Annotated in this window: 19 protein-coding genes; 9 read left to right on the top strand and 10 right to left on the bottom strand. The window is 61.6% G+C overall.

Annotation, left to right across the window (positions count from 1 at the left end):
* Positions 1-40: 40 nt before the first annotated feature.
* Entirely contained in the window at positions 41-1,156 is a 1,116-nt protein-coding gene (gene wecB / locus GQB03_RS20230) for a non-hydrolyzing UDP-N-acetylglucosamine 2-epimerase (RefSeq protein WP_159693182.1), read from the bottom strand.
* 31 nt (positions 1,157-1,187) lie between these two features.
* Positions 1,188-2,195, bottom strand: coding sequence for an NAD-dependent epimerase (locus GQB03_RS20225; RefSeq protein ID WP_159693180.1), 1,008 nt, complete (start codon positions 2,193-2,195; stop codon positions 1,188-1,190).
* 227 nt (positions 2,196-2,422) lie between these two features.
* On the opposite strand from GQB03_RS20225, the gene waaA reads away from it, so the two are divergent.
* Positions 2,423-3,742 carry a lipid IV(A) 3-deoxy-D-manno-octulosonic acid transferase gene (gene waaA / locus GQB03_RS20220; protein WP_159693178.1) on the top strand — a complete coding sequence of 440 codons (1,320 nt, stop codon included), beginning with the start codon at positions 2,423-2,425 and terminating at the stop codon, positions 3,740-3,742.
* A gap of 123 nt (positions 3,743-3,865) precedes the next feature.
* Here waaA and GQB03_RS20215 read toward each other — a convergent pair whose 3' ends face one another.
* From GQB03_RS20215 to GQB03_RS20200, 4 genes are all read right to left on the bottom strand, one after another.
* Positions 3,866-5,170 (bottom strand): TolC family outer membrane protein, encoded by a 1,305-nt coding sequence (locus tag GQB03_RS20215; RefSeq protein ID WP_159693176.1) that lies wholly within the window; start codon positions 5,168-5,170, stop codon positions 3,866-3,868.
* 33 nt (positions 5,171-5,203) lie between these two features.
* A complete protein-coding gene (locus GQB03_RS20210; protein WP_159693174.1) occupies positions 5,204-5,527 on the bottom strand; it encodes a rhodanese-like domain-containing protein in 324 nt (107 codons plus the stop codon).
* A gap of 7 nt (positions 5,528-5,534) precedes the next feature.
* Positions 5,535-6,188, bottom strand: a complete 654-nt coding sequence (locus GQB03_RS20205) for a protein-L-isoaspartate O-methyltransferase family protein (protein ID WP_159693172.1) — start codon at positions 6,186-6,188, stop codon at positions 5,535-5,537.
* Positions 6,189-6,335: 147 nt separating this feature from the next.
* The gene (locus GQB03_RS20200) at positions 6,336-7,457 is read right to left on the bottom strand and encodes a rhomboid family intramembrane serine protease (protein WP_159693170.1); all 1,122 of its coding nucleotides are present in this window, start codon (positions 7,455-7,457) and stop codon (positions 6,336-6,338) included.
* 148 nt (positions 7,458-7,605) lie between these two features.
* Here GQB03_RS20200 and GQB03_RS20195 point away from each other — a divergent pair, with 148 nt between their 5' ends.
* A complete protein-coding gene (locus GQB03_RS20195) occupies positions 7,606-8,652 on the top strand; it encodes a GGDEF domain-containing protein (RefSeq protein WP_159693168.1) in 1,047 nt (348 codons plus the stop codon).
* A gap of 24 nt (positions 8,653-8,676) precedes the next feature.
* On the opposite strand, the gene GQB03_RS20190 is transcribed toward GQB03_RS20195, so the two are convergent.
* The 3 genes from GQB03_RS20190 to GQB03_RS20180 all read right to left on the bottom strand — a co-directional run bounded on the left by GQB03_RS20190 (position 8,677) and on the right by GQB03_RS20180 (position 12,464).
* Positions 8,677-8,964, bottom strand: a complete 288-nt coding sequence (locus GQB03_RS20190; protein WP_159693166.1) for a hypothetical protein — start codon at positions 8,962-8,964, stop codon at positions 8,677-8,679.
* A gap of 83 nt (positions 8,965-9,047) precedes the next feature.
* On the bottom strand, positions 9,048-10,022 hold the full coding sequence (locus GQB03_RS20185; RefSeq protein ID WP_159693164.1) for a quinone oxidoreductase family protein: 975 nt from the start codon (positions 10,020-10,022) through the stop codon (positions 9,048-9,050).
* Positions 10,023-10,166: 144 nt separating this feature from the next.
* Positions 10,167-12,464, bottom strand: coding sequence for an NADP-dependent malic enzyme (locus tag GQB03_RS20180; protein ID WP_159693162.1), 2,298 nt, complete (start codon positions 12,462-12,464; stop codon positions 10,167-10,169).
* A 307-nt stretch (positions 12,465-12,771) separates the two neighbouring features.
* On the opposite strand from GQB03_RS20180, the gene GQB03_RS20175 reads away from it, so the two are divergent.
* The gene (locus tag GQB03_RS20175) at positions 12,772-13,551 is read left to right on the top strand and encodes a ParA family protein (RefSeq protein WP_159693160.1); all 780 of its coding nucleotides are present in this window, start codon (positions 12,772-12,774) and stop codon (positions 13,549-13,551) included.
* A gap of 52 nt (positions 13,552-13,603) precedes the next feature.
* On the opposite strand, the gene GQB03_RS20170 is transcribed toward GQB03_RS20175, so the two are convergent.
* Entirely contained in the window at positions 13,604-15,841 is a 2,238-nt protein-coding gene (locus tag GQB03_RS20170) for a UvrD-helicase domain-containing protein (protein WP_159693158.1), read from the bottom strand.
* Positions 15,842-16,140: 299 nt separating this feature from the next.
* Between GQB03_RS20170 and GQB03_RS20165 the strand changes: the two genes are divergently transcribed.
* The 6 genes from GQB03_RS20165 to GQB03_RS20140 all read left to right on the top strand — a co-directional run bounded on the left by GQB03_RS20165 (position 16,141) and on the right by GQB03_RS20140 (position 25,103).
* Positions 16,141-16,467 (top strand): hypothetical protein, encoded by a 327-nt coding sequence (locus tag GQB03_RS20165; protein WP_159693156.1) that lies wholly within the window; start codon positions 16,141-16,143, stop codon positions 16,465-16,467.
* Between the two features lie 228 nt (positions 16,468-16,695).
* Positions 16,696-18,702: a TonB-dependent receptor plug domain-containing protein gene (locus GQB03_RS20160; RefSeq protein ID WP_159693154.1), complete on the top strand. Its 2,007-nt coding sequence runs from the start codon at positions 16,696-16,698 to the stop codon at positions 18,700-18,702.
* A gap of 84 nt (positions 18,703-18,786) precedes the next feature.
* The gene (locus GQB03_RS20155; protein ID WP_159693152.1) at positions 18,787-19,701 is read left to right on the top strand and encodes an ABC transporter substrate binding protein; all 915 of its coding nucleotides are present in this window, start codon (positions 18,787-18,789) and stop codon (positions 19,699-19,701) included.
* The gene (locus GQB03_RS20150; protein WP_159693150.1) at positions 19,698-21,818 is read left to right on the top strand and encodes a sensor domain-containing diguanylate cyclase; all 2,121 of its coding nucleotides are present in this window, start codon (positions 19,698-19,700) and stop codon (positions 21,816-21,818) included. The genes GQB03_RS20155 and GQB03_RS20150 overlap by 4 nt, the downstream gene beginning before the upstream one ends.
* Before the next feature lie 40 nt (positions 21,819-21,858).
* Positions 21,859-24,480, top strand: coding sequence for a leucine--tRNA ligase (leuS, locus tag GQB03_RS20145; RefSeq protein WP_159693148.1), 2,622 nt, complete (start codon positions 21,859-21,861; stop codon positions 24,478-24,480).
* A 113-nt stretch (positions 24,481-24,593) separates the two neighbouring features.
* Positions 24,594-25,103 carry an LPS-assembly lipoprotein LptE gene (locus GQB03_RS20140; protein WP_159693196.1) on the top strand — a complete coding sequence of 170 codons (510 nt, stop codon included), beginning with the start codon at positions 24,594-24,596 and terminating at the stop codon, positions 25,101-25,103.
* Positions 25,104-25,106 lie beyond the last annotated feature (3 nt).

The following is a 25,106-nucleotide window of genomic DNA, read 5'->3' as shown; positions in this document are numbered from 1 at the left end:
ACAAATGCTCCGTCAGCTCACAATTCGTACGCAGCGCAAATCAAACCCCATCCGCTTCCAATGCTGCCGAGATCAAGACCACGATCCGTTCTGCTGCCCTACCATCCCAGAATTCGGGCCGTTGCCCCCGCTTCCCTTTGCCCGCCAAGACGGTCTTGACCTCTTCAACGATCCGCTCTGGATCCGTACCGACAAGCACATTCGTCCCCTCGTCCACGGTAACAGGCCGTTCCGTATTCTCCCTGATCGTGATGCAAGGCACGCCTAGGGCGGTGGTTTCTTCCTGCAGGCCACCACTGTCCGTAAGCACCATTACGGCGTCCTTCCAAAGGTTGAGGAACTCCATATATGCACGCGGACCGACGAGAGTGACATTTTCACCAAGCACGATGCCAAATCTTTCCAGATTACTGCGGGTACGTGGATGCACGGGAAAGATCAGCGGCAACTCCGCCGAAATCCCTTTTAATGCGCCCGCAATTCGCTTCATCGTCGCCGCGTCATCGACATTTGATGGACGGTGTAAGGTCACCACACCATAGCGAGCGTTTTCAGCCTTGAAGCGCGAGGTTTCAAAATCGGCAATATTGACCTGATCAAGCTTCTTTGCCTGATACAGCAGATTATCGACCATCACGTGACCAACGTAGTGCACGGCTTCAGCCGGCTTGCCCTCCTTGAGCAGATTGTCGCGACCACTCGGTTCGGTAACAAAGAACCAGTCGGTGATCGCGTCGGTGACGAGCCGGTTGATTTCCTCCGGCATGGCCATATCACCACTCCGGAGACCGGCTTCCACATGCGCGACCCGAATACAAAGCTTCTTGGCGACGATGGAGCAGGCGAGCGTCGAGTTCACATCGCCGACCACCAGTACACAATCGGGCCGCTCTGCCTGGCAAAGCTCTTCGAACGCAACCATGATCTTGGCCGTCTGCTGGGCGTGGCTACCGCCACCGGCGCCCATGAATACATCCGGTTGAGGAATCCCGAGTTCTTCAAAGAACACGTCATTCATCTCACGATCGTAGTGCTGGCCGGTATGAATTATCTTGAAGTCCATTCCGCCATGTGCCTGCAGGGCACGCACGATCGGCGCGATTTTCATGAAGTTGGGACGGGCGCCCGCCACGAGGAAGATCATAGGCTTTGTCATGATGTGTTTCCTGCCCTGGGGAGGGAGGCGCTCAGGCCTTGTAATAATCGCGATACCAATTTACGAAACGTGCAACCCCCTCCTTGACCGGCGTCGCCGGCTGGAATCCGGTCCAGGCCTGCAGGTCAGCGGTATCGGCGTAGGTGGCGGGAACATCGCCGTCCTGCATCGGGAGGAAATTCTTTTGCGCCTTCCGCCCAAGCGCCTCTTCGATCGCCTCGACGAAGCTCATGAGCTCCACGGGGTTGTGATTGCCGATATTGAAGACTCGAAATGGTGCACTGCTGCGGCCCGGATCCGGTTGATCAGGATCAAAGTCGGGATCGGGCGCGGCTACACGATCCAGCGTGCGGACCACACCCTGGACAATATCGTCGATATAGGTGAAATCCCGGCGCATCTTCCCATGATTGAATACATCGATCGGCCGGCCCTCGAGAATGGCCTTGGTAAACAGGAACAGTGCCATATCCGGCCGGCCCCACGGGCCATAGACGGTAAAAAACCGCAGACCGGTTGTCGGCAGACCGAAGAGGTGGCTGTATGTGTGCGCCATCAACTCGTTGGCCTTCTTCGTGGCCGCATACATGCTGATCGGGTGGTCGACGCTGTGATGCTCCGAAAAGGGCATCAGTGTATTGCCGCCGTAGACGCTGGAACTGCTGGCATAGACCAGATGCTCGACCTTGTTGTGGCGGCACCCTTCGAGGATATTCATGAAGCCTACGATATTGCTATCTACGTAGGCGTGTGGATTCTCGAGCGAGTAGCGCACACCTGCTTGTGCTGCGAGATGAATCACCCGATCGAACCGCTCGTCGACAAAGAGCTTCTCAACCCCCTCACGATCCGCCACATCGAGTTTAACGAAACGAAATTTCGGGCTCGGTTTCAAAAGATCCAGCCTCGCCAACTTGAGGTTCGGATCGTAATAGTCGTTCAGGTTGTCAAGCCCAACCACCTCATCGCCACGGGCCAGAAGCACGCGAGCCGTATTCATACCGATGAATCCCGCTGCTCCGGTAACCAGAATCTTCATCGCGTCGCAACCCCAGTACGGTCTAAACTCGACATTTTCGCATAGACAGATTACGTATGCGAAATCGTGATGCACCTATGAGCAGCGCACAACCGCTCTCCGCACGACAATCGGCTCCACAAGCCTTCCGCGCGCGCGCTCCCTTCGAGTGGCAAGCGAATCGGAGGGGGGGTTTCGGGTCGTGGCAGGATCGCCGTGATCCACGGCAGCGGTTAGACTCGTTCCCCATGTGGCGATCAATTTATACAGCGATCTGGATACTTGCCCTGCCGTTGGCCCTGCTGCGGGTCGGCTGGAGGGGACTCAGCCAGAGGCCTTACTGGCAAGGCGTCGGCGAACGTCTCTCGCTTTACCGAAACCCGCCCGCTATCGACAGGCCGATCTGGATTCATGCCGTATCCGTTGGAGAAACCCGAGCCGCCCAGCCTCTGATCGAGGCATTGCTGGCACGTTCGGGACAAACTCGCATCCTGCTCACTCAGATGACGCCTACCGGACGGGAGACGGCCGCGGAGCTGTTCCGTCACCACGGAGATCGAGTGCGCCTCGCCTATCTGCCATGGGATCTACCATGGTTTGCCCGGCGTTTCCTGCATCATTTTTCACCGACCCTTGGCGCGGTAATGGAAACCGAGGTCTGGCCAAATCTGATCTTCGAGGCGCGCGCGATGGACATCCCGATGGCGCTTGTCAACGCACGCCTCTCGCCGCGGTCAGCGCAAGGATATGGACGTCTCGGCACCTTTGGCAAAGCGGTATTCGGCGCATTCGACCTTGTTGCTGCCCAAACGGACGCCGATGCACGGCGACTTCTCGCGTGCGGAGCCAATGCGCCGGAAGTGACCGGCAACCTTAAATTCGACATCCTTCCACCTCCACGCCAGCTTGATCTGGCGCAGACGTTTCGAAAATGGATCGGCGGACGCAGAACGATCCTTGCAGCAAGTACACGAGAGGGCGAAGAAGTCCCGCTCATGACGGCGTTCATGAAACAGCGCCACCCCGGCGATCTATTGATTCTGGTTCCTCGCCACCCTCACCGCTTCATCGAGGTCGCGGAGCAGGCCCGCAGCCGGGGACTGCGAATCGCGCTTCGCTCGGACAATCGCATGATCGATCACGCCATCGATGTCTTGGTTGGGGACAGCATGGGCGAGATGTTTGCCTACTACGCTGCCGCCGACATTGCCCTCATCGGTGGGTCCTGGCAGCCGCTAGGGGGACAAAACCTGATCGAATCCTGCGCAGTGGGCACGCCAGTCGTCATCGGCCCGCATACATTCAATTTTGCTGACGTCAGCCGACTCGCTCTAGAGGCGGGCGCTGCCGTCAGAGCCGAAAATGAGGACGATGGGATGCAAACCGCCCTGGATCTGCTCGACCGCCCTCTAGAGCTCACCCTGATGGCGGACGCCGGGCTGGCATTTGCGCGCGCTCATCGTGGCGCGACGGAAAGGACGGTCCACCTGCTGGAAGGCTGGATCCACCCCGATCAGATAGCGCCCGGTGCAAACATTTGCAGCCATGGCTCAAGCAGCGGGGCTTAGCCATCACTCGTCATCCGAGACCAGCCATGGCCATGGGCAACAATGCAGACGCAGAGAGGCTATCGCGCAATGCCAGCCCCGATCAGAGCATCTCTGAACAGCCCGCGGCCACCTGACAAACGATCAATCCGGCGCCGTCTCCAGCAAGGCATTGACTCGCTGGACGTCTTCTTCGTCAAGCGCCCCGGCAGCCGCTTCAAGCTGCAACTGGGCGAGAAGGGTATCGTAACGCGCCTTGGCTAGCTGCTTGGTAGTATCGGCAAGCTGCGACTGGGCGTTGAGCACGTCAATGTTGATTCGCACACCAACTTCGTAGCCGAGGCGGTTGGCATCCAAGGCCGAGCGGGAAGATATCTCCGCTGCCTCCAGCGCCTTGATCTGAGCCATCCCACTGGTCACGCCGAGGTAGGCCTGTCGCGCAGCCAATGCCGATGCTCGCCGTGCAGACTCGAGATCCGAATCGGCCTTGAGCTTGAGCGCTGCGGCCTCCCGATCACGCGACGTCAGAGCGCCTCCCTGAAAGAGCGGCATGTTGAGTTCGAGGCCGATGCTCCGAATCGTCGTTCGGTCGGCAGTCGCGATCGGCAAGCCAGTATTGGCCTGATTGTAACGGGCGACCACATCCACAGTAGGGAGGTGGGCGGCGCGATTCCTGTCAACTTCACGGCTGGCAATCTCTGCAGCGAGCTTTTGCGCCTGGACACTATAGCTTTCGTCGACAGCAGCTTTCACCCATTGCTGCATGTCGTCGGGTTGAGGGCGCTCGAGCGTGACGCCCTTGCGCAACCTGCTCAACAACTCGGGCTCCTTGCCTACGAGCCTCGCGAGCGTCTGGCGTTTGACCACGAGATCGTTACTGCCGGCAATTTCCTGAGCACTGGCGAGATCGTGGCGTGACTGAGCCTCATGCACATCCGTGATCGTCACGGTGCCGACCTCGAAGCTCTTCTTCGCAAGCTGCAGCTGCTGCTCTGCTGCGGCTTTGAGAGAACGTACGGCATCGAGCGCATCCTGGGCATTCAAGACGTCGAAATACGCTGTCGCCACCCTCAGGATCAAATCCTGCCGGGCAAGCTCGAAACGGGTCGTTGCCAGCCCGGTCTGCAATTGCCCCTGCTTGTATTGAACCCAGTTCTGCATGCGAAACAACGGCTGGCTGAGTTCCGCACCATAGCCGTTGCTGTTATAGCGATAGTCACGCGTCGCGTAAGTAGCGTCGTTGAACGTGGTATTCGCAGCCAGGCCGATACCGGGCATCAGGCCGGCACGCCCCTGAACGGCCTTCTCCTGGCCTGCATCACGCTCCGCCCGCGCCGAGGCGAAATCGGCATCATTGGCAATTGCATCGCGATAGACTTCGAGTAGATTCGCAGCCCCCGCACCCGATGACAGTACGCCAGATATCAGTACCGCTATTGCCCTCTTCATCTTGCCTCTCGCTTGTTCGCCATGTTGGCCGATTCAGTACGTTGCCATCGATGAATCGACCTGCGCCGCCCACCCCGCAACACCCCCTGCCAGGTTGATTACCTGGGAAAAACCTTGGCGCTCAAGAAACATTGCCACCTGCATGCTACGACCGCCGTGGTGGCAGATCACCACGACCTGCCGCCCCGCATCGAGCTCTCGGAAGCGGGCCGGGACGGAATTCATCGGCATGGCCAGAGAACCTTCGATGCTGCACATGCTGAATTCCCATGGCTCACGCACGTCGAGCAGCAACGGCGGCTCCCGACCACGGTCGTCAAGCCATGCTTTGAGCTCGGTCGGCATCATCTGCTTCATGCTTTTCTCAGAAACTGAAGTGATCGCGCGCCGGCGCATTACGCAGCATCGGCACCATGGTCTCGAAAAGATCTTCAGTACGGAACTGGCCTTCGGCCACGCAGGTAATCAGACGGGCACTCATCATCGGCGCCTCGCCCACGAAGGCAAACAGGCGCCCACCTACCTTGAGCTGCTCAAGCAGACCATGGGAAAGCACGGGGACGCCACCCGAAAGAACGATCAGATCGTACGGTGCGTTTCTTGCCCAGCCCTGGGCTCCGTCACCCTCTTCGACGATCACATTCTGGACATCATTACGCGCAAGGTTGTCGTGAGCCAGGGCCACCAACGCGGGCTCGATCTCGATGCTTCTCACCCACTCTGCACGCGCAGCAAGCAAGGCTGCAAAATAGCCCGAACCTGCCCCGATCTCGAGAACCTGATCGGAGCGCTTCACCTGGACGGCCTGCAGCACCTTTCCTTCCATGACCGGCGTAAGCATGACCTGACCACAACCAATCGGAATCTCGGTTTCCGAAAAGGCCAGCGTCTTGTGGGCTGCCGGGACAAACTCTTCACGCTTTACGGTCATCATGAGATCGAGGACGTCGTTGTCCAGAACCTCCCAGGGCCTGACCTGTTGCTCGACCATATTGAAACGCGCTCGTTCGAAGTTCATCTGTAGCTCCCGGCGAAATATTAGCACGCCCTTATAAAGAAGCGCACTTCTTCAAAAATTCCCGCATTTTACCCCAGCGCAAAGGCTACGTGCAGTGCCGCACGACAAGGTCCGCCCGCCGTTCAGAAGGAGGAAATGTCACCGAAATCAGCGAGTTCCCACCCCTCTTGCCTCACGGGCGCGCTCCAGTGAATCGCGCAGCCGATAATCGGCGAGTGCATCCGCGGCTTCCCGACGAAGCGTCGCGGCACTCTCGATCCACCCGACGTGGCCGGTCTGCAGCCCCAACGCCAAAGCACGAAGTGCGTCGCGCCGCGCACCTGCGTAACGAAGCAGCTCAGCGGCACGCCAGTCACCCGTCCGCGGGGCCTCTGCGGTAAGGGCCGCGACCAACCGCTCCCATCGCGGTAGAAGCTGGCGCTCGATCTCTTCGAGCGCAGACACCTTCGAGACCGAACCATCTCCCAGCCCGCGAACGATGGCTTCTTCGGTACCGACCAGATCCGGTTGGGCCTCGATCAGCGACTGGACAGCGTCGAGTCTGAACGCATCGGGAAGGACCGTGCGACGCGGCGCCGGGATATCGTGCCACACAAGCAGACAAAGCGCGGCGCTCGCGACCACGCCGACGATACTCGCACTGCGCCGGAGGGGCCGAGGCACCGCAAGCGACACTCCGAGCAGCACCCCACCGATCAAGCCACCGACATGGGCAGCGTTGTCAATTCCCGGAATCACGAAACCGATCAGCAGTGAGTATCCGATCAGCCCCAGCGTCGCCTTGCGCAGGGAGCGAAACACCTCGGCATGAATTGCGCGGCGATGCACCAGCAGGAACACCAGCATTGCACCGAACAGTCCAAAAATCGCACCGGAAGCCCCGATGCTGACCACATTTTGTCGCCACCACAGACTTGCGACGCCGCCCACCACCCCCGACCCCAGGTAAACGGCCAGATAGCGCCAATGCCCGAACATCCTCTCGACCAACTGGCCGATCTGGTAGAGCGCCAGCATATTCAGCCCAACGTGTAGCGCGCCGCCATGAAGGAATAATGCGCTCAGCAACCGCCACGGCTCCCCGGCCAATGTATGTGCCCCTTCGTTGCCCCCCCAGGCAAGCAATAGCGGCGTACCCAGGGTCCAGATCCGGCCGGACTGGAATGCAAGGACGGCATAGATCGCCAGGTTCAGGGAAACCAGAGCGAGCGTCACGCCGGCTCGCGGCACCCGGGCGTAGAGTCCTTCGAGAAAATCGTCGTAATGCATGTGACCAGGAACAAGAGTCGAGCCGAGAGTGTAGCGGTTAGCGACCGATCGGTATGCCGGACGCCGCAGGCCTGGACAAACAGGTCGGCGATCCCGCAAAAGCGGGCTAGAATCGGCGTCAGCCGGACCTTTTCGAGCCCCAGCCGCGATGATTCATCTGCTTACCCATGTCGAACCTGTCGCCAAGCACAGCGAGCGCACCATAGTCGAACTCGGCATTGCCTGTTCATTGCGACAACTGGTCGGGGCCACCGAGACGAGCGTACACCGGATCCAGGCCGCGGGTACGGCAACCCTGCTGGAGCAGGTGACCCGGGTTCGAGGTGACTCGGTAGTTTTCGTCGACTCCGACTATCAGCAACCCCTGTCGTCCATCAAGCTGGAATCGCGGCCCGAGATGGAGGCTTGCGTCAGTGGAGAGCAGATCCTTGCGTGCGATGTACCCGACCGCCCGGAAATCATCCATTGCATACCCGTGGCGTTCGACGGCAAGGTTGCGGCCGTGATTGAACTCGTACGGGAACGCACGCTCACCGTAGCCGAACTCGAGGTGACCGGAGAAGTCGTCGCGTTCTACCGCAACGTTCTGAGCCGACTCGACGACAGCGAACGCGACGCGCTTACGGGCCTGCTGAATCGCAGCACCTTCGATCGCAGCCTCGGACAAGTATTGGCGTCGATTCAGACAGCACCGCCGGACCGTGGGGACAATCCCGAGCGTCGCGCGAGCCCCGATGTCGCCACGCCGCACTGGCTTGCCATGATCGATATCGATCACTTCAAGCGGATCAATGAAAAATTCGGCCAGCTCTATGGTGACGAGGTACTGATACTGCTGGCCAATCTCATGCGCGAGAGTTTTCGCCACCAGGACAGGCTTTTCCGATTTGATGGTGAAGCCATGGTGGTCGTCATGCGTCCTGCCGCTTTCGACGATGCGGCGCGTGCCCTCGAGCGCTTCCGCCTGCGGGTCGCAGCCCACCTCTTCCCTCAGGTTGGCCACATAAGCGTGTGCATCGGACTTGCCGCAATTGCCGGCAGCGACACGGCCGAGAACGTGCTGGCAACCGCCCAACAGGCGCTACGCCACGCCAAGAGCCATGGCCGCAACCAGCTTGCATGCTATGAAAAACTTGTCGCCGCGGGAGAAATCAAGGCGCAGCGGGCGAGTGGCGGCATCGACCTTTTCCGCTGATCCGCTCCGAATGGTCTGCGCCGGCTAGCGCGACGGTCGTCTTAGGTTGCCGAGCGCATCGCGCCGTTGACGGTCAGCGCGCCGGATTTCCCCCTTTTCTTCCTCGGAAAGCGGCCTGATCCGCGCTTCGATTGCTTCGATGAAGCGCTCCGAGCGAACCGTGATCCGGCGATCGTCGGGAAGCAGCTTTTCGATCCGGGCGGGCGGCACGCCCGCGATCGCCGCTACCCGTGCATTGAAATCATCCTCGACGCGACGCCCTTCGTTCTTCTCGCGCGCGATATCCGCCGCGGAGGGCGGCGTCTCGGCCACGCCCGTGACCGCCCAGGCGGCAAGGACAAACGCCAGCAGGCCGCTGGCAGCCCAGGTCCGACAGTGGCGCGCGCCGGATTTCATCAAGGAACCAGGATGGTCGAGCCGGTGGTTCGCCTGGCTTCGAGATCGACATGTGCCTGGGTGGCGTCCGCCAGCGCATAGCGCTGATTCACCTCGATCTTTACCTTGCCCGCTCGCACCACGTCGAAAAGATCTCCTGCCGTGGCAATCAAGTCATCACGACGGGCAACGTAGGTAAACAACGTCGGCCGGGTCACGAAGAGCGAGCCGTGCTTCGCCAGCAACCCAAGGTCGACCGGCGGAACGGGTCCGGAGGATGCACCGAACAACACCATCGTTCCGATGGGGCGCAAGCAGGTCAGCGAATCCATGAAGGTATCCTTGCCGATAGAATCGTAGACCACGGCCACACCGGCCCCCGATGTAATCTCGCGCACACGCTCTGCAAAGTTTTCCCGGGTATAGACAATCGGATGATCACAGCCGTGGGCGCGCGCGAGTTCGGCCTTCTGCTCCGATCCGACCGTACCGATCACCGTGGCCCCCAAGGCCTTCGCCCACTGGCAGGCGATAAGACCCACTCCGCCAGCGGCCGCATGGATGAGGATCGTGTCACCCGCCTGAACCCTGTAGGTCCGTCGCAGCAGGTACTGGGCCGTCATGCCTTGCAGCATCATTGCCGCACCGGTCTCGAAATCGATATCCCCGGGCAGCTTCACCAGATTTGCCGCCGCGATGTTACGTACTTCGGCGTAGGCGCCAAGCGGACCACCCGCATAAGCAACCCGGTCGCCCGGCTTCACTTCGGTTACACCTTCGCCAACGGCCTCTACGACCCCGGCGCCTTCCTGACCGATTCCCGACGGCAATGGCACCGGATAGAGGCCGTTTCGATGATAGGTATCGATATAGTTCAGGCCGATCGCCTGATGGCGCACCTGCGCTTCACCCCTCGCTGGTGGGGGTACATCGAGTGATTCCCACTTGAGGACGTCGGGTCCGCCGGTCTGATGGAATCGGATTGCGTGGCTCATGGCGTGTCTCCTCAGCGCGATGCGCACGATCTGGAGTCACGATTCTAGCGCTGATCCCGATGGGCAGGATTTCCATGCACGATCAGCCGCCGGACACGAAAATGGGGCAGCCGAAGCTGCCCCATCCCTTTGCCACGCCGTGCCTCAGACCTTACGGGCAGCGCGCAACTCCTCCGCATCGACCACTGCGATCGCCGTGATATTCACGAGACGACGCACCGTTGCCGACGCCGTAAGCACATGGACGGGACGGCCGGCGCCGAGCAGGATCGGACCAACCGTCACGCCGTCGCTGTTGGCCGACTTGCACAGATTGAAGCTGATGTTCGCCGCGTCGATGTTGGGCATCACCAGCAGGTTTGCCTCACTCTCCAGAGTCGATTCGGCAGCCGCGTTCTTGCGGATATCCAGGTTCAATGCCGCGTCGGCGTGCATCTCGCCATCACTTTCGATATCCGGCCGACGGGTCCGCAGCAAGTCCCTTGCGGCACGCATCTTGAGCGCCGAACTCGAGCGCGAACTACCGAAGTTGGAGTGAGACAGCAGCGCTACCTTCGGCTCGATCCCGAAACGCTTCAACTCATCGGCGGCCATCTCGGCGATGTCAGCGACCTCCTCGGCGGTGGGGTTCTCGTTCACATAGGTATCGGCAATCGCCAGAACCCGCTTGGGCAGCAAGAGAATGCTCATGGTTGCAAGAAGCTTGGCGTCGGGACTCAGCCCGATCACGTCGCGAACCTGCCGAACGTGGTAATCGTAGGTGCCGAACGTGCCGCACACCAACGCGTCGGCATCGCCGCGGCGAAGCAGCATCGCGCCAATCAGCGTCGTATCGCGACGCAGCTTTGCCTTTGCGGTCTCGGGCGTCACGCCGCCCCGGAACATCATCTGGTGATAATCGGTCCAGAGTTCGCGATAACGCGGATCGTCCTCGACGTTGACCAGCTCGAAGTCACGTCCCGGAACGAGATTGAGGCCGATCTTCTTGATCCGCTGTTCGATCACCGCAGGGCGGCCGATCAGGATCGGGCGTGCCAGCTTCTCCTCGATGACGACCCGCACGGCATGCAGAACGCGCTCATCCTCACCCTCCGCGTAGATAACCCGCTTCTGCTCGGGTGCCAGTGCCTTGGCACGCGAAAACAAGGGCTTCATGATGATGCCGGAGGTGTATACCAGATCAGTGAGGCTGGCGACGTAGGCATCCATGTCCTCGATCGGGTGGGTCGCCACGCCGGAATCCATCGCCGCCCTGGCAACCGCTGGAGCGATCTTGACGATCAGTCGCGGATCGAAAGCCGTCGGGATGATGTAATCCGGGCCGAAACTCAGATCCGCACCCGCGTAGGCATTGGCGACGATGTCGGACTGCTCCGCCTCGGCAAGCTCGGCAATCGCCTTGACGCAGGCGAGCTTCATTTCTTCGTTGATCTTCGTCGCACCGACATCGAGCGCGCCACGGAAGATGAACGGAAAGCACAGCACGTTATTGACCTGATTCGGGTAATCCGAACGACCGGTTGCGATGACGCAATCCGGACGCACCCGCTTTGCCTCTTCCGGCAGGATTTCGGGAGTCGGGTTCGCCAGTGCAAAGATCAGGGGCTTGTCTGCCATGGACTCGACCATGGCGGGCTTGAGTACGCCTGCAGTGGAAAGACCCAGAAAGACATCCGCACCGGCCATTGCATCGGCAAGGGTGCGGTATGCCGTGTTCTGGGCATAGCGAGCCTTGTTCGGCTCCATCCTTTCATCCCGGCCTTCCCAGATCACGCCCTTGGAATCGCAGACGTAGACGTTCTCGCGCCTGAGACCCAGACTCACCATCAGATCGAGACAAGCGATCGCCGCCGCACCGGCGCCGGAGCACACCAGCTTGACCTCATCGATGCGCTTGCCTACCACCTTGAGACCGTTCAGCAGGCCTGCCGACGAAATGATCGCAGTGCCATGCTGATCGTCGTGGAAGACCGGAATCTTCATGCGCTCGCGCAGCTTCTGTTCGATGTAGAAGCATTCCGGTGCCTTGATGTCCTCGAGATTCACGCCACCTAGCGTAGGCTCGAGCGCGGCGATGATCTCGATCAGCTTGTCGGGGTCATTCTCGGCCAGTTCGATATCGAACACATCGATGTTCGCGAACTTCTTGAAAAGGCAGCCCTTGCCCTCCATCACCGGTTTCGACGCAAGCGGGCCAATGTTGCCAAGCCCGAGCACTGCGGTGCCGTTGGTGACGACCGCCACGAGATTGCCACGCGAGGTGTACTCCCGTGCATCGCCCGGATCCGCAACGATGGCGTCGCACGCAGCCGCCACCCCCGGCGAGTAGGCCAGGGCAAGATCACGTTGATTGGTGAGGCTCTTGGTCGGGGTGACCGAAATCTTGCCCTTGGTCGGTGAACGATGGTACTCGAGCGCTGCTGCGATGAAATCCTGATTCATTTACTGTTCTCCCTCTCTCCATACGGTCTTTGAACGCCGCCGCGCAAGCTTGCAGCAAGACCTGCAACTTCGCCATCGTGGTCATCCACAGCTGTGCTCTGCATTATTGTTCCCCGGCCGCTGGCGCTGGCGGGATGCCATGAATCGGGATCAGCGGCACCGACCCCGCATACCGGGCCCTTCGGGAGGAGCGAGATCCGGCATGGAAACGAGGCAGGCAGTTTAGCCCAGTGGCCGGGAATTTGGCATAGCACCACCGCGGCCGGAGCCTTTTTGGCAGAATGGCGCCATTAGAGGGAGAATTTCGATGAGACGGGTGGTGTTCAACCAGAAAGGCGGGGTCGGCAAATCGACCATAACCTGCAACATGGCGGCAATCAGCGCGAGCAATGGCCTTCGCACTCTGGTGGTCGATCTCGATCCACAGGGAAATTCTAGCCAGTATCTTCTGGGTCGGGGTGCAGACGAAATTGACGGCACGCTCGCCGACTTCTTCGATCAGACCCTCAACTTCAAGCTCAACCCACGCTCCACTGGCGAATTCGTGCACCAGACGCCGTTCGAACGCCTCCACCTGCTGGCCTCCTCTCCTGCCCTCGAGGAGCTCGCCAGCAAGCTCGAATCACGCTACAAGATCTACAAGTTGCGCGACGCCCTCGACGAACTCGGCGACGATTACGACGTGGTCTGGATCGACACCCCCCCGGCGCTCAATTTCTATACCCGATCGGCGCTCATCGCGGCCCAGCGCTGCCTGATCCCGTTCGATTGCGACGACTTTTCCCGCCGGGCGCTCTACTCGCTGCTTGAAAACGTCGAAGAGATCCGCTCCGACCACAACCGCGACCTGGAGGTCGAGGGCATCGTGGTCAATCAGTTCCAGCCACGCGCCAGCCTGCCTCGCAAGGTGGTCCAGGAACTCATCGACGAAGGCCTGCCGATCATCGAGCCCTATCTCTCCGCCTCGGTCAAGATCAAGGAATCCCACGAGCACGCAAAACCGATGATCCATCTCGACCCCAGGCACAAGCTGTCACAGGAGTTCATCGCGCTGCATGACAGTCTGGCCCGAAAATACGGGACCTGAGGCAGGCTGTGGCCGGCAGGTGCAACGCCTCGCACCGGCCGCGTAAACGCGCTCACACGGGACTGAGCTTGGCGACCCTCAGCAACAGCCACTTGATGCCTGGCTTGCCAAAATTGACCTGCACGCGCGCCTCGGCGCCGCTCCCCTCGGCCGCGATGATGACGCCCACGCCGAACTTGGCGTGAGACACGTTCTGCCCGACCCGCAGGCCGCCGAGATCGCGACTTGGCGCCGGCGGTACCGGAGCCGAAGGGGGCACCGTCCGCGGCGACAGCCCCGAATCGTAATGACGCCTGAAACCCGCATCGGCCGTCTGTCCGCGCATGCGCGGCGGGGTCAGCCACTTCGTCAACGCTTCGGGGATCTCTTCGAGAAAACGGGAACGCAGGTTGTAGCGAGTCTGTCCATGCAACATCCGGCTCTGCGCAAACGACAGGTAAAGACGCTGGCGCGCACGGGTCACCGCTACATACATGAGCCGCCGCTCCTCCTCGAGCCCCTCGGTTTCCTGAATGCTGTTCTCGTGCGGAAACAAACCCTCCTCCAGACCGGACAGGAACACCACGTCGAATTCCAGCCCCTTTGCCGCATGCACCGTCATGAGTTGCACCGCATCGGAACCGGCCTCCGCCTGGTGGTCACCTGCTTCGAGGGAGGCATGAGCGAGGAAATCGACCAGCAATGGATGGGATGTGTCGCGCCGGTCGACCGGAATCTCGTCCGACGGCGCCCCATGAGTCGCTTCTTCGGCGACGAAGTTGGCCCCGGCGTTGATCAGTTCGTCCAGGTTCTCGAGGCGGTCCTGCCCCTCCCGTTCGGAGGCGTAATGTGCTCGCAAGGACGACATCTCGAGGACGTGATCAAAGAGTTCGGGCAGGGGAAGACCGGTCGTGTCCCGGCGCATCCGCTCGACGAGGGCGACGAATTGTGCAAGGACCGTACCGGCCTTGCCCGACAAATGGGGCACCGTGGCATAGAGACTTGTATTCCAGGTGCGGGCAGCATCCTGCAGTTGCTCCAGTGAGCGAGCCCCGATTCCCCGTGTGGGGAAATTGACCACCCTCATGAACGCGGTATCGTCGTCAGGATTGGCGATCAATCGCAGGTAGGCCAGCGCGTGCTTGATCTCCTGGCGTTCAAAGAAACGCAGGCCACCATATACGCGATAGGCGATTCCCGCAGAAAACAGCTGATGTTCGAGAACCCGCGACTGCGCGTTCGAACGGTACAGCAGCGCAACATCACTGCGCGAATGGCCATCTCGGATCAGCGCCTGGATCTCTTCGACCACCCAGCGGGCCTCGTCGAGATCGGCAAAGGCCTCGAATATCCGGATCGGCTCGCCCTCTCCCTGATCGGTCCATAGATTCTTGCCGAGGCGATTGCTGTTGTGCGTAATGATGGCGTTCGCGGCGGCGAGGATGTTGCCGTGCGAACGATAATTCTGCTCCAGCCGGATGATGTTCTCGACCCGGAACTCCCGCTCGAAATCGCGCATGTTGCCGATTTCCGCACCCCGAAAGCGGTAGATGGACTGATCGTCGTCGCCGACACAAAACAAGCTTGCCCCCTCCGCCTCGCCATTCGCCGCCAGCAACTTCAACCACTGGTACTGGAGGCGGTTGGTATCCTGAAACTCATCGACCAGGATATGACGGAAGCGATTCTGATAGTGACGTCGTATCGGTTCGTTACGCTCCAGCAGCTCATAGGTACGCAGCAGCAGTTCTGCGAAGTCGACAACCCCCTCGCGCTGGCACTGGGCCTCGTACTCGATGTACAGCTCCAGCCGGCGCTTTGCGAAATCGTCCCACGCAGGGACCGCATGCGGCCGGCAGCCGGCCTCCTTCTGGCCGTTGATGAAATGCTGGAGATCACGAGGCGGGAACTTCTCGTCATCGACGTTGAGCGTTTTCAGGAGACGCTTTATCGCCGCGAGCTGATCCGCGCCATCGAGGATCTGGAACAGTTGCGGCAGTCCGGCTTCACGGTAATGCGCACGCAGGAGCCGGTTGCACAGTCCGTGAAAGGTGCCGATCCACATTCCACGGGTATTGATCGGCAGCATCGCAGACAGGCGGGCAAGCATTTCCCTGGAAGCCTTGTTGGTAAACGTCACCGCAAGGATGCTCTGCGGGACCGCCTGCCCAGTCTGCAGCAGCCAGGCGATGCGAGTGGTCAATACCCGGGTCTTTCCCGAGCCGGCACCCGCCAGGATGAGCGCGTGACGCGACGGCAACGAAACCGCCTGGAGTTGTTCCTCGTTGAGGTTGGCAAGCAAGCTGGACATGGATGGCCTTGAGCATGGGGCTACCCATTCTAAAGCGTACAGCGATCATTCACGGCACGACACCGCTCGTCGGCGCGCCATGCCAGGCACGAGAACGACGCTTGAAATTACCCGAGCAAGGCACTATGTTATTATTTGTGCATCGCAACATTTTGTTGACTTTTTTAACATTCATGCCCCACCAAGGCATGTAGTATGCGAATCGTAGTCTTGCTGCAATGCAGTAAACCAACGCTGGAAATGTCCATCTCGGATTTCCGGCCCCAACGGGAGCATACAACCGCCCCCAGGAGGACATTATGAATAGCCCGAAACTACTGCCGTGGTATGCCCGCAAGGCGGGCGTCTCCCTTGAACGCGCCGAAGCCCTGTGGCGCAGGGCCGTGCGCGAAGCAACGGCCGAGACCGGCTGGGTTGGCACGCCCGAATACTGGGGCGCGGCCGAAGCACGTTTCCGCTGCCTGCTCGAACGGGAAAGCGCATCACTGTGCGCCCCGCGCGTGACACCGTTTCTTCGCAAGCAGAACCGCCTCTGGTCGATGCCCTTCCATGCAATGGAAAACGTGGCGCTTGCCACCGCCCGCAACTGGCAACACTTCCTGCAGAACGGTCGCAGGGCCGCCTGATCGGCGACTGCCCGACGGATCTCCGGGCAGTCCCGCCGCTTTGTCTCCCTCCCTCTCCTTCATTGGAGAATTCGGCGCCCACTCGGGCGCCTTTTTTTGTCCGCGACCGTTCCGATAGATTGGTCGCGGTCCGAATGCACTCCAGTTTCCAGTCGATGTGCCGCTATAGGCTGACAATCAGACAATGCAACTATCTGTTCAACATATCCTGATCTGGAGAGCGGGACCATGCAGCCTTGCCGAGCGCCGAGCGCTGCCGCCGTTGCGGCCTGCCTTGCCGCGCTGTGCACCTCGCCGAGCGCCGGGGCGGCCGACGACAGTGTGTTCTTCGGCGAGATTCCTCTGGTTCTTACGGCCTCCCGGCTTTCGCAGGCAAGCAGCGATGCCCCTGCCCCGATCACGGTAATCGACCGTCAGCTGATAGATGACTCGGGTTTCACCGAACTGCATGACCTGCTCAGGCTCGTACCGGGATTCCTTGTGGCCGACTGGGCGACGGGATCACCGACGGTGGCCAACCACGGCCTCGGGGACGCATACGGCAGACGCCTGAAGGTCCTGATCGATGGCCGTACCGTAAACGACCCGTTCTGGGGCAACGTCGATTGGCAGGACCTCCCTATAAGAGTCGATGATGTGGAACGCATCGAGGTCGTCCGCGGCCCCAACGGTGCAGCCTACGGGGCAAACGCCTTTCAGGGAGTGATCAACATCATCACCCGTTCGCCGCGCACCGAATCGGGTTCGACGATCACGCTGCGGGGCGGCCATCGGGAAGCTCACGAGCTCGCCGCCAGGATCAGCGGCCAGCGGACGGACGCGCTGGCCTGGCGAGTCACCGCGTCACGACGCACCGCGGACAACTTCCTGCCTTTCGATGGGGAACCCGGAGAAAAGATCGAACGCAGCGTTGCCAATCTGCAGGTGGTCTACCAACCGACCGTGCGGGACGAATTGCGTCTGCAGGCCGGCGCCACCACCGGCTTCAATCTGAGCGGTGCCGTGGGAGACCTGAGCAACCCGTTCGGGAAGACGCAGATCAGAAGCAACTATCTGCAACTGGGCTGGACCCGCACCCTCGCGCCGGAATCGGAACTCTCGCTGGAATACCATCACCAGGATCACGGCAACCGCAAGTCCTGGATCATCCCCTACGGCGGCGTCGATGTGCATACCGATCAGGACCTGGAGAGTCGCCGCGACGATATCGAATTGCAGTTCAGCCATCGCCTCTCGCCCGCATGGCATATCCTGGCCGGCGCGGGGGTGCGCCACGACAGTACGACGTCGATGCGCTATTTCAGTACGGGCAAGACGTACGGCGGCACCCAGTGGCAGGTGTTCAGCAGCCTGACCTGGAAACCATCGGAGCGCTGGGCGGTGAATCTGGGCGGTAATCTCGAGCACCACTATTTCAGCGGGGACCTGTTCTCGCCACGGATCGCCGTCAATTACGCGCTCGACAATCACGCGAGCCTGCGCGCCAGCACCGGCATCTCCTACCGCGCGCCGCAAGCCTGGGAAAGTCGCAGCTTCGAAACCGTCAGCCTGAACGGCCAGGTGCTCGCGATCGGTTACTGGGCGGCGTTGCCGCTCGAACCGGAAAGAGTCCGATTCATCGAACTGGGTTTCGCCGGCCGCGTGGCACCGCTTTCCCTCGAGCTCGATGCGAGGTTTTTCCGCGAAGCCTACGACAATTACATCGACGACCAGGCCTGCCGCTTTTCCCGTGGAACCTGCAGGTTCGCCCCGCCTCCCGGGTATCTCGGCACGCTGAACAATACCTCCGTGTTCTATTTCGGAAACAACGGGGCAGTCACCACCACCGGTTTCGAACTAAGAGCGGACTGGCGCAGGCCCGGCTGGGGCCGGGTGGTCCTGAGCCAGGCCTTTGTCAACATCGAGAACACCGGCCTGCCCGGCCAGGACATCGACCTCGAATCAAGCGCCCCCGATAGCATGACCAGCCTGCTGATCGCCGCCGAACTCCCCGCCGGCTGGCGTGCCAGCATCGGCTTCTATCACGCAACCCGCATGAAATGGCTCAACGACGGCGACGTGATTCCGAGCCATGGGCGCACCGATCTGAAGCTTTCCAGACGATTCGGAAAGGCCGGACACGAGAACGAATTCGCACTTACCTTCCAGAGTCTCGAAGGCGACTATTCGGACTTTCACGAGGGGAACTACCTGCATGAATCCGGCATGCTGGCAAGTCTCAAGCTTTCCTGGTAAACGAACAGCTTGAACGCCACCGCCCGCCCCGCACCCGATCCCTCGAACGCCCCGCGGCGACGCCTGGCGTGCGGGGTGCCGGGCATGCGCCGGATGCTGTATCTCTGCATGGCTCTGGTATGCGGACATGTGGGCGCGTGTGCAGCCGCGGAAATCCTAATTCTGCAGTCGCGCGCGGGAGAGGTGCAGGATGCGTTCGTCGAGACCCTTGCTGGGCAACTGCAGGCGGACGGCAAACATCGTTTCCACATCCAGTCGCTCACGGATCTGCCGCAGGCCGGTGTGCCGCCGGCAGGGGCCGATGTCGTCGTAGCCGTCGGCGCCGCGGCATGCCGGCTTGCCGCGAAGAACGCCGGCACCCCGGTACTCGCGGCGCTGATCTCGCGCCAGGAAGCCTCGGATCTGAAGGAACGGACGGGGAACAGACAGATCGGTTTCATCGTGCTCGATCAACCGTTGCGCCGCACGCTAAGATTGACCCGCCTGATTGCACCGAAAGCAACCCGCGTCAGCGCACTTTTCGGCGCGGCCACCGGACCCGAAGAGTCCGCATTCCAGAAGATAGCGACGCAGATCGGCCTTGCAACGGCGACGGCGCGCATCAGCGACGAAAGCCAGATCGGCCCCAGCCTGGACCGGCTGCTCGAAACCAGCGACGTACTTGTTGCCTTGCCTGACGGACAGGTATTCAATCGCGATACCGCGATGAGCATCCTGCTGACCAGCTACCGCTACCGCAGGCCGGTCATCGGCTTCTCGGAAGCGTATGTGCGTGCCGGCGCAATCGCCGCGGTCTTCAGCACCCCCGCCGATATCGCGCACCAGGCCGCAGAATGGCTGAACGAGCTGACCGATTACACTCAACTGGCCGGACAGATTCGCGCGCCTCGTCACTTCCGGATCACGGTCAATGGACGTGTTGCGGAGGCGCTGGGTCTCGACCAGCAGGACCCCGAGATGCTGGCCCAGGCACTTCGAGCCGAGGAGGCCCGTCGATGAGCTTTCTGGACACGCTGTCGATCCGCAGGCGCCTGCTGCTTGGCAGCCTGGTACCGGCCGCGCTGATCGGCATCTTTGTTTCCATTTTCTTCGTCGTCAATGCGTCGCGCTCACTCGACGAGAGCCTCCGCGACCAGGGGCTGGCAATCACCGGTTTTCTCGCACCGGCAAGCGAGTACGGCACCATCTCGGGAAACCGCGACAGCCTGACCGCCCTGCTGCAGGCAACCCTTGGGCAACGCCCGGTGCGCGGCGCCGCAGTCCTCGATCATCTCGGTCATACGATGGCCATCAGCGGCCCCCTGACGCTACCCTCGATAAACATGCTCAAGGCGGCCAAGGGGCCGACGGCGACCCCACCCACCGACCGGGCGCTGGGATTCATCGCGCCGATCCGGCGCTCGCCGGTCGACCTTGGCGAGTTGCTCGATGCCCCTGACGCCCGCACGCAACGCACCGACGTGATCGGCTGGGTCTATGTCGAACTCGACCTTGGACCGCTCGCCCAGCGCAAGAAGGACCTCTTGCTCGCCAACACCGCGCTGCTGATGCTCTACATCGCACTCGCCGCCTGGATCGCCAACCGGATTGCCGGCGCGGTCACCGGCCCTGTCGTGGCACTCGCCCGTGCGGTCAATGCGATGGCAGAAGGTCGCACGTCGACGCGGGTCCGGGAAGACACGGGAGGCGAACTCGGCGAACTCGAACGCGGCTTCAACAACATGGCCCACGCGCTCGAGGAGATGCATCACGACATGCAGTCGCGCATCGACAGCGCGACCGCGCAGCTCAGCCATCTCGCCAACCACGACGTGCTCACTGGATTACCCAATCGCCGAGCGTTCGAACAGGCAACCTCCGAGGCCATCGCCGTTGGGCGCCGCCGCGGCGACCAGCACGTACTGTGCTTTATCGACCTGGACCGGTTCAAGATCGTCAATGACACCTGTGGCCATGCCGCCGGGGACGAACTTCTCTGCCGCATTGCAGCCCTGCTGCGCAGCCGGGTGCGTGAGCAGGACATGGTCTCCCGCATGGGCGGTGACGAGTTCGCGGCGCTCCTGCGCGATTGTGGCATCGAGAATGCACACCGCATCGCAGAGAATCTCCGCGCTGCGGTCGAAAATTTCCGCTTCGTCAGAGAAGAGCGCAGTTTCAGTGTCGGCGCGAGCGTCGGTCTGGTGGCGCTCGGCGATCATGTGCACGACCTCAACGATGCGCTCGCGGCGGCGGATCAAGCCTGTTACGAGGCGAAGCGGCGGGGACGCAACCTGGTCGTGGAAGCACGTGCCGAGCACATCCAGGGGAACGGCGCCATGCCCGCGCCTACCCAAGATGACAGCGTGGAAGAGATGATCGGGGGCGGACGCCTCAGCCTCGACGTGCAACCGATACTGCGGGCGGACGGTCTCCCGCAACCGTGGCTCGAAGTCCTGCTGCGCATCGACGGCGAACCTGCCGGTCTCGCGGCGATCCTTCATGACGCGCGTGGCCCCGAGGCCGGCGGACTCAAGCTCGACACCTGGGTCCTCGAACGGACGGCCGAAGCACTCGGCCGCATGCACGCCCAGTACCCGGCCTGCAGACACATGAAGGCGAGCCTCAACGTGGGGCGGCACAGTCTGCTCGCCTCCCGCCAGTATTGCGTCGCGCTCAAGCTCGCGATTGCCCGCTACCAGATAAGCCCCTGGCAGCTGATTTTCGAACTCGGCGCCGACCTCGCCGCCCAGCTTCCCGGCGAGGCGGCCGCTTTCGTCGAAGAGGCCCGCATTCTGGGTTGCGGTATCGTACTCGATCGCTTTACCGACCAGTCTCCGGCCCTGCTTCGCGCCATCGGACCGGATTACGTCAAGATCCGCTACGACCTGCTGGTCGGAGAGTACGGACCTTCCGATGCGCTCGCGCTGGGCGATGGCCTGGCAGGCATCGCGGCACGCACGGGCTATTCGGTGATCGTGGCCGGCATCGAGGAAGGCAACTCGATTTCACCGCGGGTTCAGGACAGCTTCTACCTGCAGGGCAACGGACTCGTGCCGCCCGTGCCGCTCGAGCAATGGCGGCCGGACACGGTCGACGGGCAGGAGGCAGAAACTGCCTCGGGCGAAGCGCGCGCTTGAAGCTATAATTCGCTCCTTTCGCGCTTACGAAAGCCCCGCCATGCAGGAAAAATACACGCCCGCCGCCATTGAATCCGCGGCCCAGCAACACTGGGATAGCCAACGATCCTTCGAGGTCGCGGCCGATCCATCGAGGCCCAAGTACTACTGTCTCTCGATGTTCCCCTATCCCTCGGGCAAGCTGCACATGGGGCATGTGCGCAACTACACCATCGGTGACGTGCTCTCGCGATTCCATCGCATGAAAGGCTACAACGTGCTTCAGCCGATGGGCTGGGATGCATTCGGCCTGCCGGCGGAGAACGCCGCGATCAAGAACAAGGTCCCGCCGGCAAAATGGACCTACGACAACATCGACTACATGAAGCAGCAGCTCAAGTCGCTCGGCTTTGCCATCGACTGGAGCCGCGAGCTGGCCACCTGCACGCCTGAATACTACAAATGGAACCAGTGGCTGTTCCTGCGCATGCTTGAAAAAGGCATCGCCGAGCGCAAGACCCAGGTCGTCAACTGGGACCCGGTCGACCAGACCGTGCTGGCCAACGAGCAGGTCATCGACGGACGCGGCTGGCGTACCGGCGCATTGGTCGAGAAGCGCGAGATCCCGGGCTACTACCTCAAGATCACCGACTATGCCGAAGAGCTGCTCGGCGATCTCAATGAGCTCGAAGGCTGGCCCGAGCGGGTCAAGCTGATGCAGGCCAACTGGATCGGCAAGAGCACCGGCGTGCGCTTCGCCTTCACCCACGACATTGCCGATGAGAACGGACTTATCGGGGACGGCCACATGTGGGTGTTCACCACCCGCGCCGACACCATCATGGGCGTGACCTTCTGCGCGGTGGCCGCCGAACATCCGCTGGCATCCCATGCGGCGAAGAACAATCCGGAACTCGCCGCCTTCATCGAGAAGTGCAAGCTCGGCTCGATGATGGAGGCCGACATGGCCACCATGGAGAAGGAAGGGCTGCCGACCGGACTCAGCGTCACCCACCCGCTCACCGGCGAACCGGTCGAAGTGTGGGTCGGCAACTATGTGCTGATGAGCTACGGCGACGGCGCGGTGATGGGCGTGCCGGCGCACGACGAACGCGACTTCGCCTTCGCGAAGAAGTACGGCATTCCGATCAAGCAGGTGGTGGCGGTCGCCGACAACGCATACTCACTCGACGCCTGGCAGGAGTGGTACGGCAGCAAGGACGGCGTGTGCTTCCATTCCGGCAAGTACGACGGTCTGGGCTACGAAGCCGCGGTCGAAGCGATTGCCGCGGACCTCTCGGCCAAGGGCATCGGCGAGAAGAAGATCCAGTGGCGCCTGCGCGACTGGGGCGTCTCGCGCCAGCGCTACTGGGGCTGCCCGATCCCGATCATCCACTGTGACGACTGCGGTTCGGTGCCGGTGCCGGACGACCAGCTGCCGGTGGTGCTGCCGGAAGACTGCGTACCGGACGGCTCCGGCAACCCGCTGGGCAAGCGCGAGGATTTCCTGAATGTCGATTGCCCGTGCTGCGGCAAGCCGGCAAAGCGCGAAACAGACACCATGGACACCTTCGTCGATTCGTCCTGGTACTACGCGCGCTACGCCAGCACCTTCAGTGCGGACAGCATGGTCGATACGGAAACCGGCTACTGGATGACGGTCGACCAGTACATCGGCGGCATCGAGCACGCCATCCTGCACCTGCTCTACTCGCGTTTCTGGACCAAGGTGATGCGCGACCTCGGGCTGGTGAATTACCGCGAACCCTTCGCCCACCTGCTTACCCAGGGGATGGTGCTCAACAATGCCTTCTTCCAGAAGCCCGAAGGCGGCGGCAAGAACTATTTCTGGGAAAGCGAGATCGATCTGCAGCGTGACGCCAAGGGCCAGATCACCGGCGCCACACTCAAGGCGGACGGTTCGGCGCTCGAGCACGAGCTGACCACCATGTCCAAGTCGAAGAACAACGGCGTGGACCCGCAATCGCTGATCGAGCAATACGGCGCCGACACCGCGCGCTTCTTCATGATGTTCGCGGCGCCGCCGGAGCAGACCCTCGAATGGTCTGACGCGGGCGTGGAAGGCGCGCACCGCTTCCTGCGGCGGATCTGGAGCTTCGGTCACGGCTTCGCAGCGGAACTACGCGGCCTGATCGGCGGCGAGCGCCAGCTCGACGGCACGAAGTTGCCGGACGATCTCGCGACACTGCGCCGGGAGGTACACCTGTTGCTCAAGCAGGCCAACTACGACCTCGGCAAGCAGCAGTTCAACACCGTCGCGTCGGCCTGCATGAAGATGCTCAACGCGCTGGAAAAGGCGCCGCGCGACACGGCTCTGGCCGCCGAAGTCATCGAAGAGTGCTTCGGCATCCTGCTGCGCGTGCTATCGCCGATCACACCGCACATCGCCCACACGCTGTGGCAGGAGCTCGGCTACGGCGACGAGATCCTCGCCGCCAGCTGGCCGGAGCCCATCGATGCAGCCCTGGTGCAGGACGAAGTGGAACTGGTACTGCAGGTCAACGGCAAGCTGCGGGGTGCCGTGCGGGTGGCAGCGGAATCCTCGCGCAGCGACATCGAGGCGGCCGCGCTGGCCTCGGAAGCGGCCGTGCGCTTCATGGAAGGCAAACCTGCGCGGAAGGTCATCGTGGTGCCAGGCAGACTGGTGAACATCGTCTGCTGACCCACGGAAACACATCGCGTCGCCCGCCAGTCAGGGCCTGCGACGCGCATTTCTTGCATGCACCGGGCCGGCTAGCGCGGCCCGGTTGATGGCTCGGAGACACAGTTGTGACGATGCATTCAACCTTTCCGGCCCGATACCTGGCCCTCGCAATCATCGCAGGCAGCACGCTCATCGCAGGCTGTGGCTTTGCGCTGCGGGGCAACCACCCCTTGCCCTTCGACAGCCTTTTCGTCACCGCCGACGCCACCAGTTCGCTTGGCCGCACACTTCGCCAGCAGATCGAAACCGGTGGTTCGACCCGGATCGCAGAGAGCCGCACGACCGCGAGCGCCACGCTGGACATCCTCTCGAGCCGGCGCGACAAGAGCATCATCAGCCTGACCAGCGCCGGCAAGGTGCGCGAATACCGCCTGACCCAGACCTTGCGATATCGACTGCTCGACCGGAAGGGCGAAGAATTGACGCCGCCCACCGAGCTCAGTGCATCGCGGGAGATGACGTACAACGACGGGCTGATTCTTGCCAAGAATCAGGAAGAAGCACTGCTCTACCGGGATATCGAACGCGACCTCACCAGCCAGTTGCTACGCCGCCTGGAAACGGTAAAGCGCGCGGACTGAGCG

This window comes from Cognatazoarcus halotolerans (genome assembly GCF_009800965.1).
Lineage (GTDB): Bacteria > Pseudomonadota > Gammaproteobacteria > Burkholderiales > Rhodocyclaceae > Cognatazoarcus > Cognatazoarcus halotolerans.
The sequence above is the reverse complement of the archived record's forward strand: the minus strand, read 5'-3'. Positions and strand labels throughout refer to the sequence as shown.

What these genes read in the sequence shown, in the direction of transcription:
- wecB (WP_159693182.1), bottom strand. Translation starts at nt 1,156, where the DNA reads ATGACAAAGCCTATGATCTTCCTCGTGGCGGGCGCCCGTCCCAACTTC.
- GQB03_RS20225 (WP_159693180.1), bottom strand. Translation starts at nt 2,195, where the DNA reads ATGAAGATTCTGGTTACCGGAGCAGCGGGATTCATCGGTATGAATACG.
- waaA (WP_159693178.1), top strand. Translation starts at nt 2,423, where the DNA reads ATGTGGCGATCAATTTATACAGCGATCTGGATACTTGCCCTGCCGTTG.
- GQB03_RS20215 (WP_159693176.1), bottom strand. Translation starts at nt 5,170, where the DNA reads ATGAAGAGGGCAATAGCGGTACTGATATCTGGCGTACTGTCATCGGGT.
- GQB03_RS20210 (WP_159693174.1), bottom strand. Translation starts at nt 5,527, where the DNA reads ATGAAGCAGATGATGCCGACCGAGCTCAAAGCATGGCTTGACGACCGT.
- GQB03_RS20205 (WP_159693172.1), bottom strand. Translation starts at nt 6,188, where the DNA reads ATGAACTTCGAACGAGCGCGTTTCAATATGGTCGAGCAACAGGTCAGG.
- GQB03_RS20200 (WP_159693170.1), bottom strand. Translation starts at nt 7,457, where the DNA reads ATGCATTACGACGATTTTCTCGAAGGACTCTACGCCCGGGTGCCGCGA.
- GQB03_RS20195 (WP_159693168.1), top strand. Translation starts at nt 7,606, where the DNA reads ATGATTCATCTGCTTACCCATGTCGAACCTGTCGCCAAGCACAGCGAG.
- GQB03_RS20185 (WP_159693164.1), bottom strand. Translation starts at nt 10,022, where the DNA reads ATGAGCCACGCAATCCGATTCCATCAGACCGGCGGACCCGACGTCCTC.
- GQB03_RS20180 (WP_159693162.1), bottom strand. Translation starts at nt 12,464, where the DNA reads ATGAATCAGGATTTCATCGCAGCAGCGCTCGAGTACCATCGTTCACCG.
- GQB03_RS20175 (WP_159693160.1), top strand. Translation starts at nt 12,772, where the DNA reads ATGAGACGGGTGGTGTTCAACCAGAAAGGCGGGGTCGGCAAATCGACC.
- GQB03_RS20170 (WP_159693158.1), bottom strand. Translation starts at nt 15,841, where the DNA reads ATGTCCAGCTTGCTTGCCAACCTCAACGAGGAACAACTCCAGGCGGTT.
- GQB03_RS20165 (WP_159693156.1), top strand. Translation starts at nt 16,141, where the DNA reads ATGAATAGCCCGAAACTACTGCCGTGGTATGCCCGCAAGGCGGGCGTC.
- GQB03_RS20160 (WP_159693154.1), top strand. Translation starts at nt 16,696, where the DNA reads ATGCAGCCTTGCCGAGCGCCGAGCGCTGCCGCCGTTGCGGCCTGCCTT.
- GQB03_RS20155 (WP_159693152.1), top strand. Translation starts at nt 18,787, where the DNA reads ATGCGCCGGATGCTGTATCTCTGCATGGCTCTGGTATGCGGACATGTG.
- GQB03_RS20150 (WP_159693150.1), top strand. Translation starts at nt 19,698, where the DNA reads ATGAGCTTTCTGGACACGCTGTCGATCCGCAGGCGCCTGCTGCTTGGC.
- leuS (WP_159693148.1), top strand. Translation starts at nt 21,859, where the DNA reads ATGCAGGAAAAATACACGCCCGCCGCCATTGAATCCGCGGCCCAGCAA.
- GQB03_RS20140 (WP_159693196.1), top strand. Translation starts at nt 24,594, where the DNA reads ATGCATTCAACCTTTCCGGCCCGATACCTGGCCCTCGCAATCATCGCA.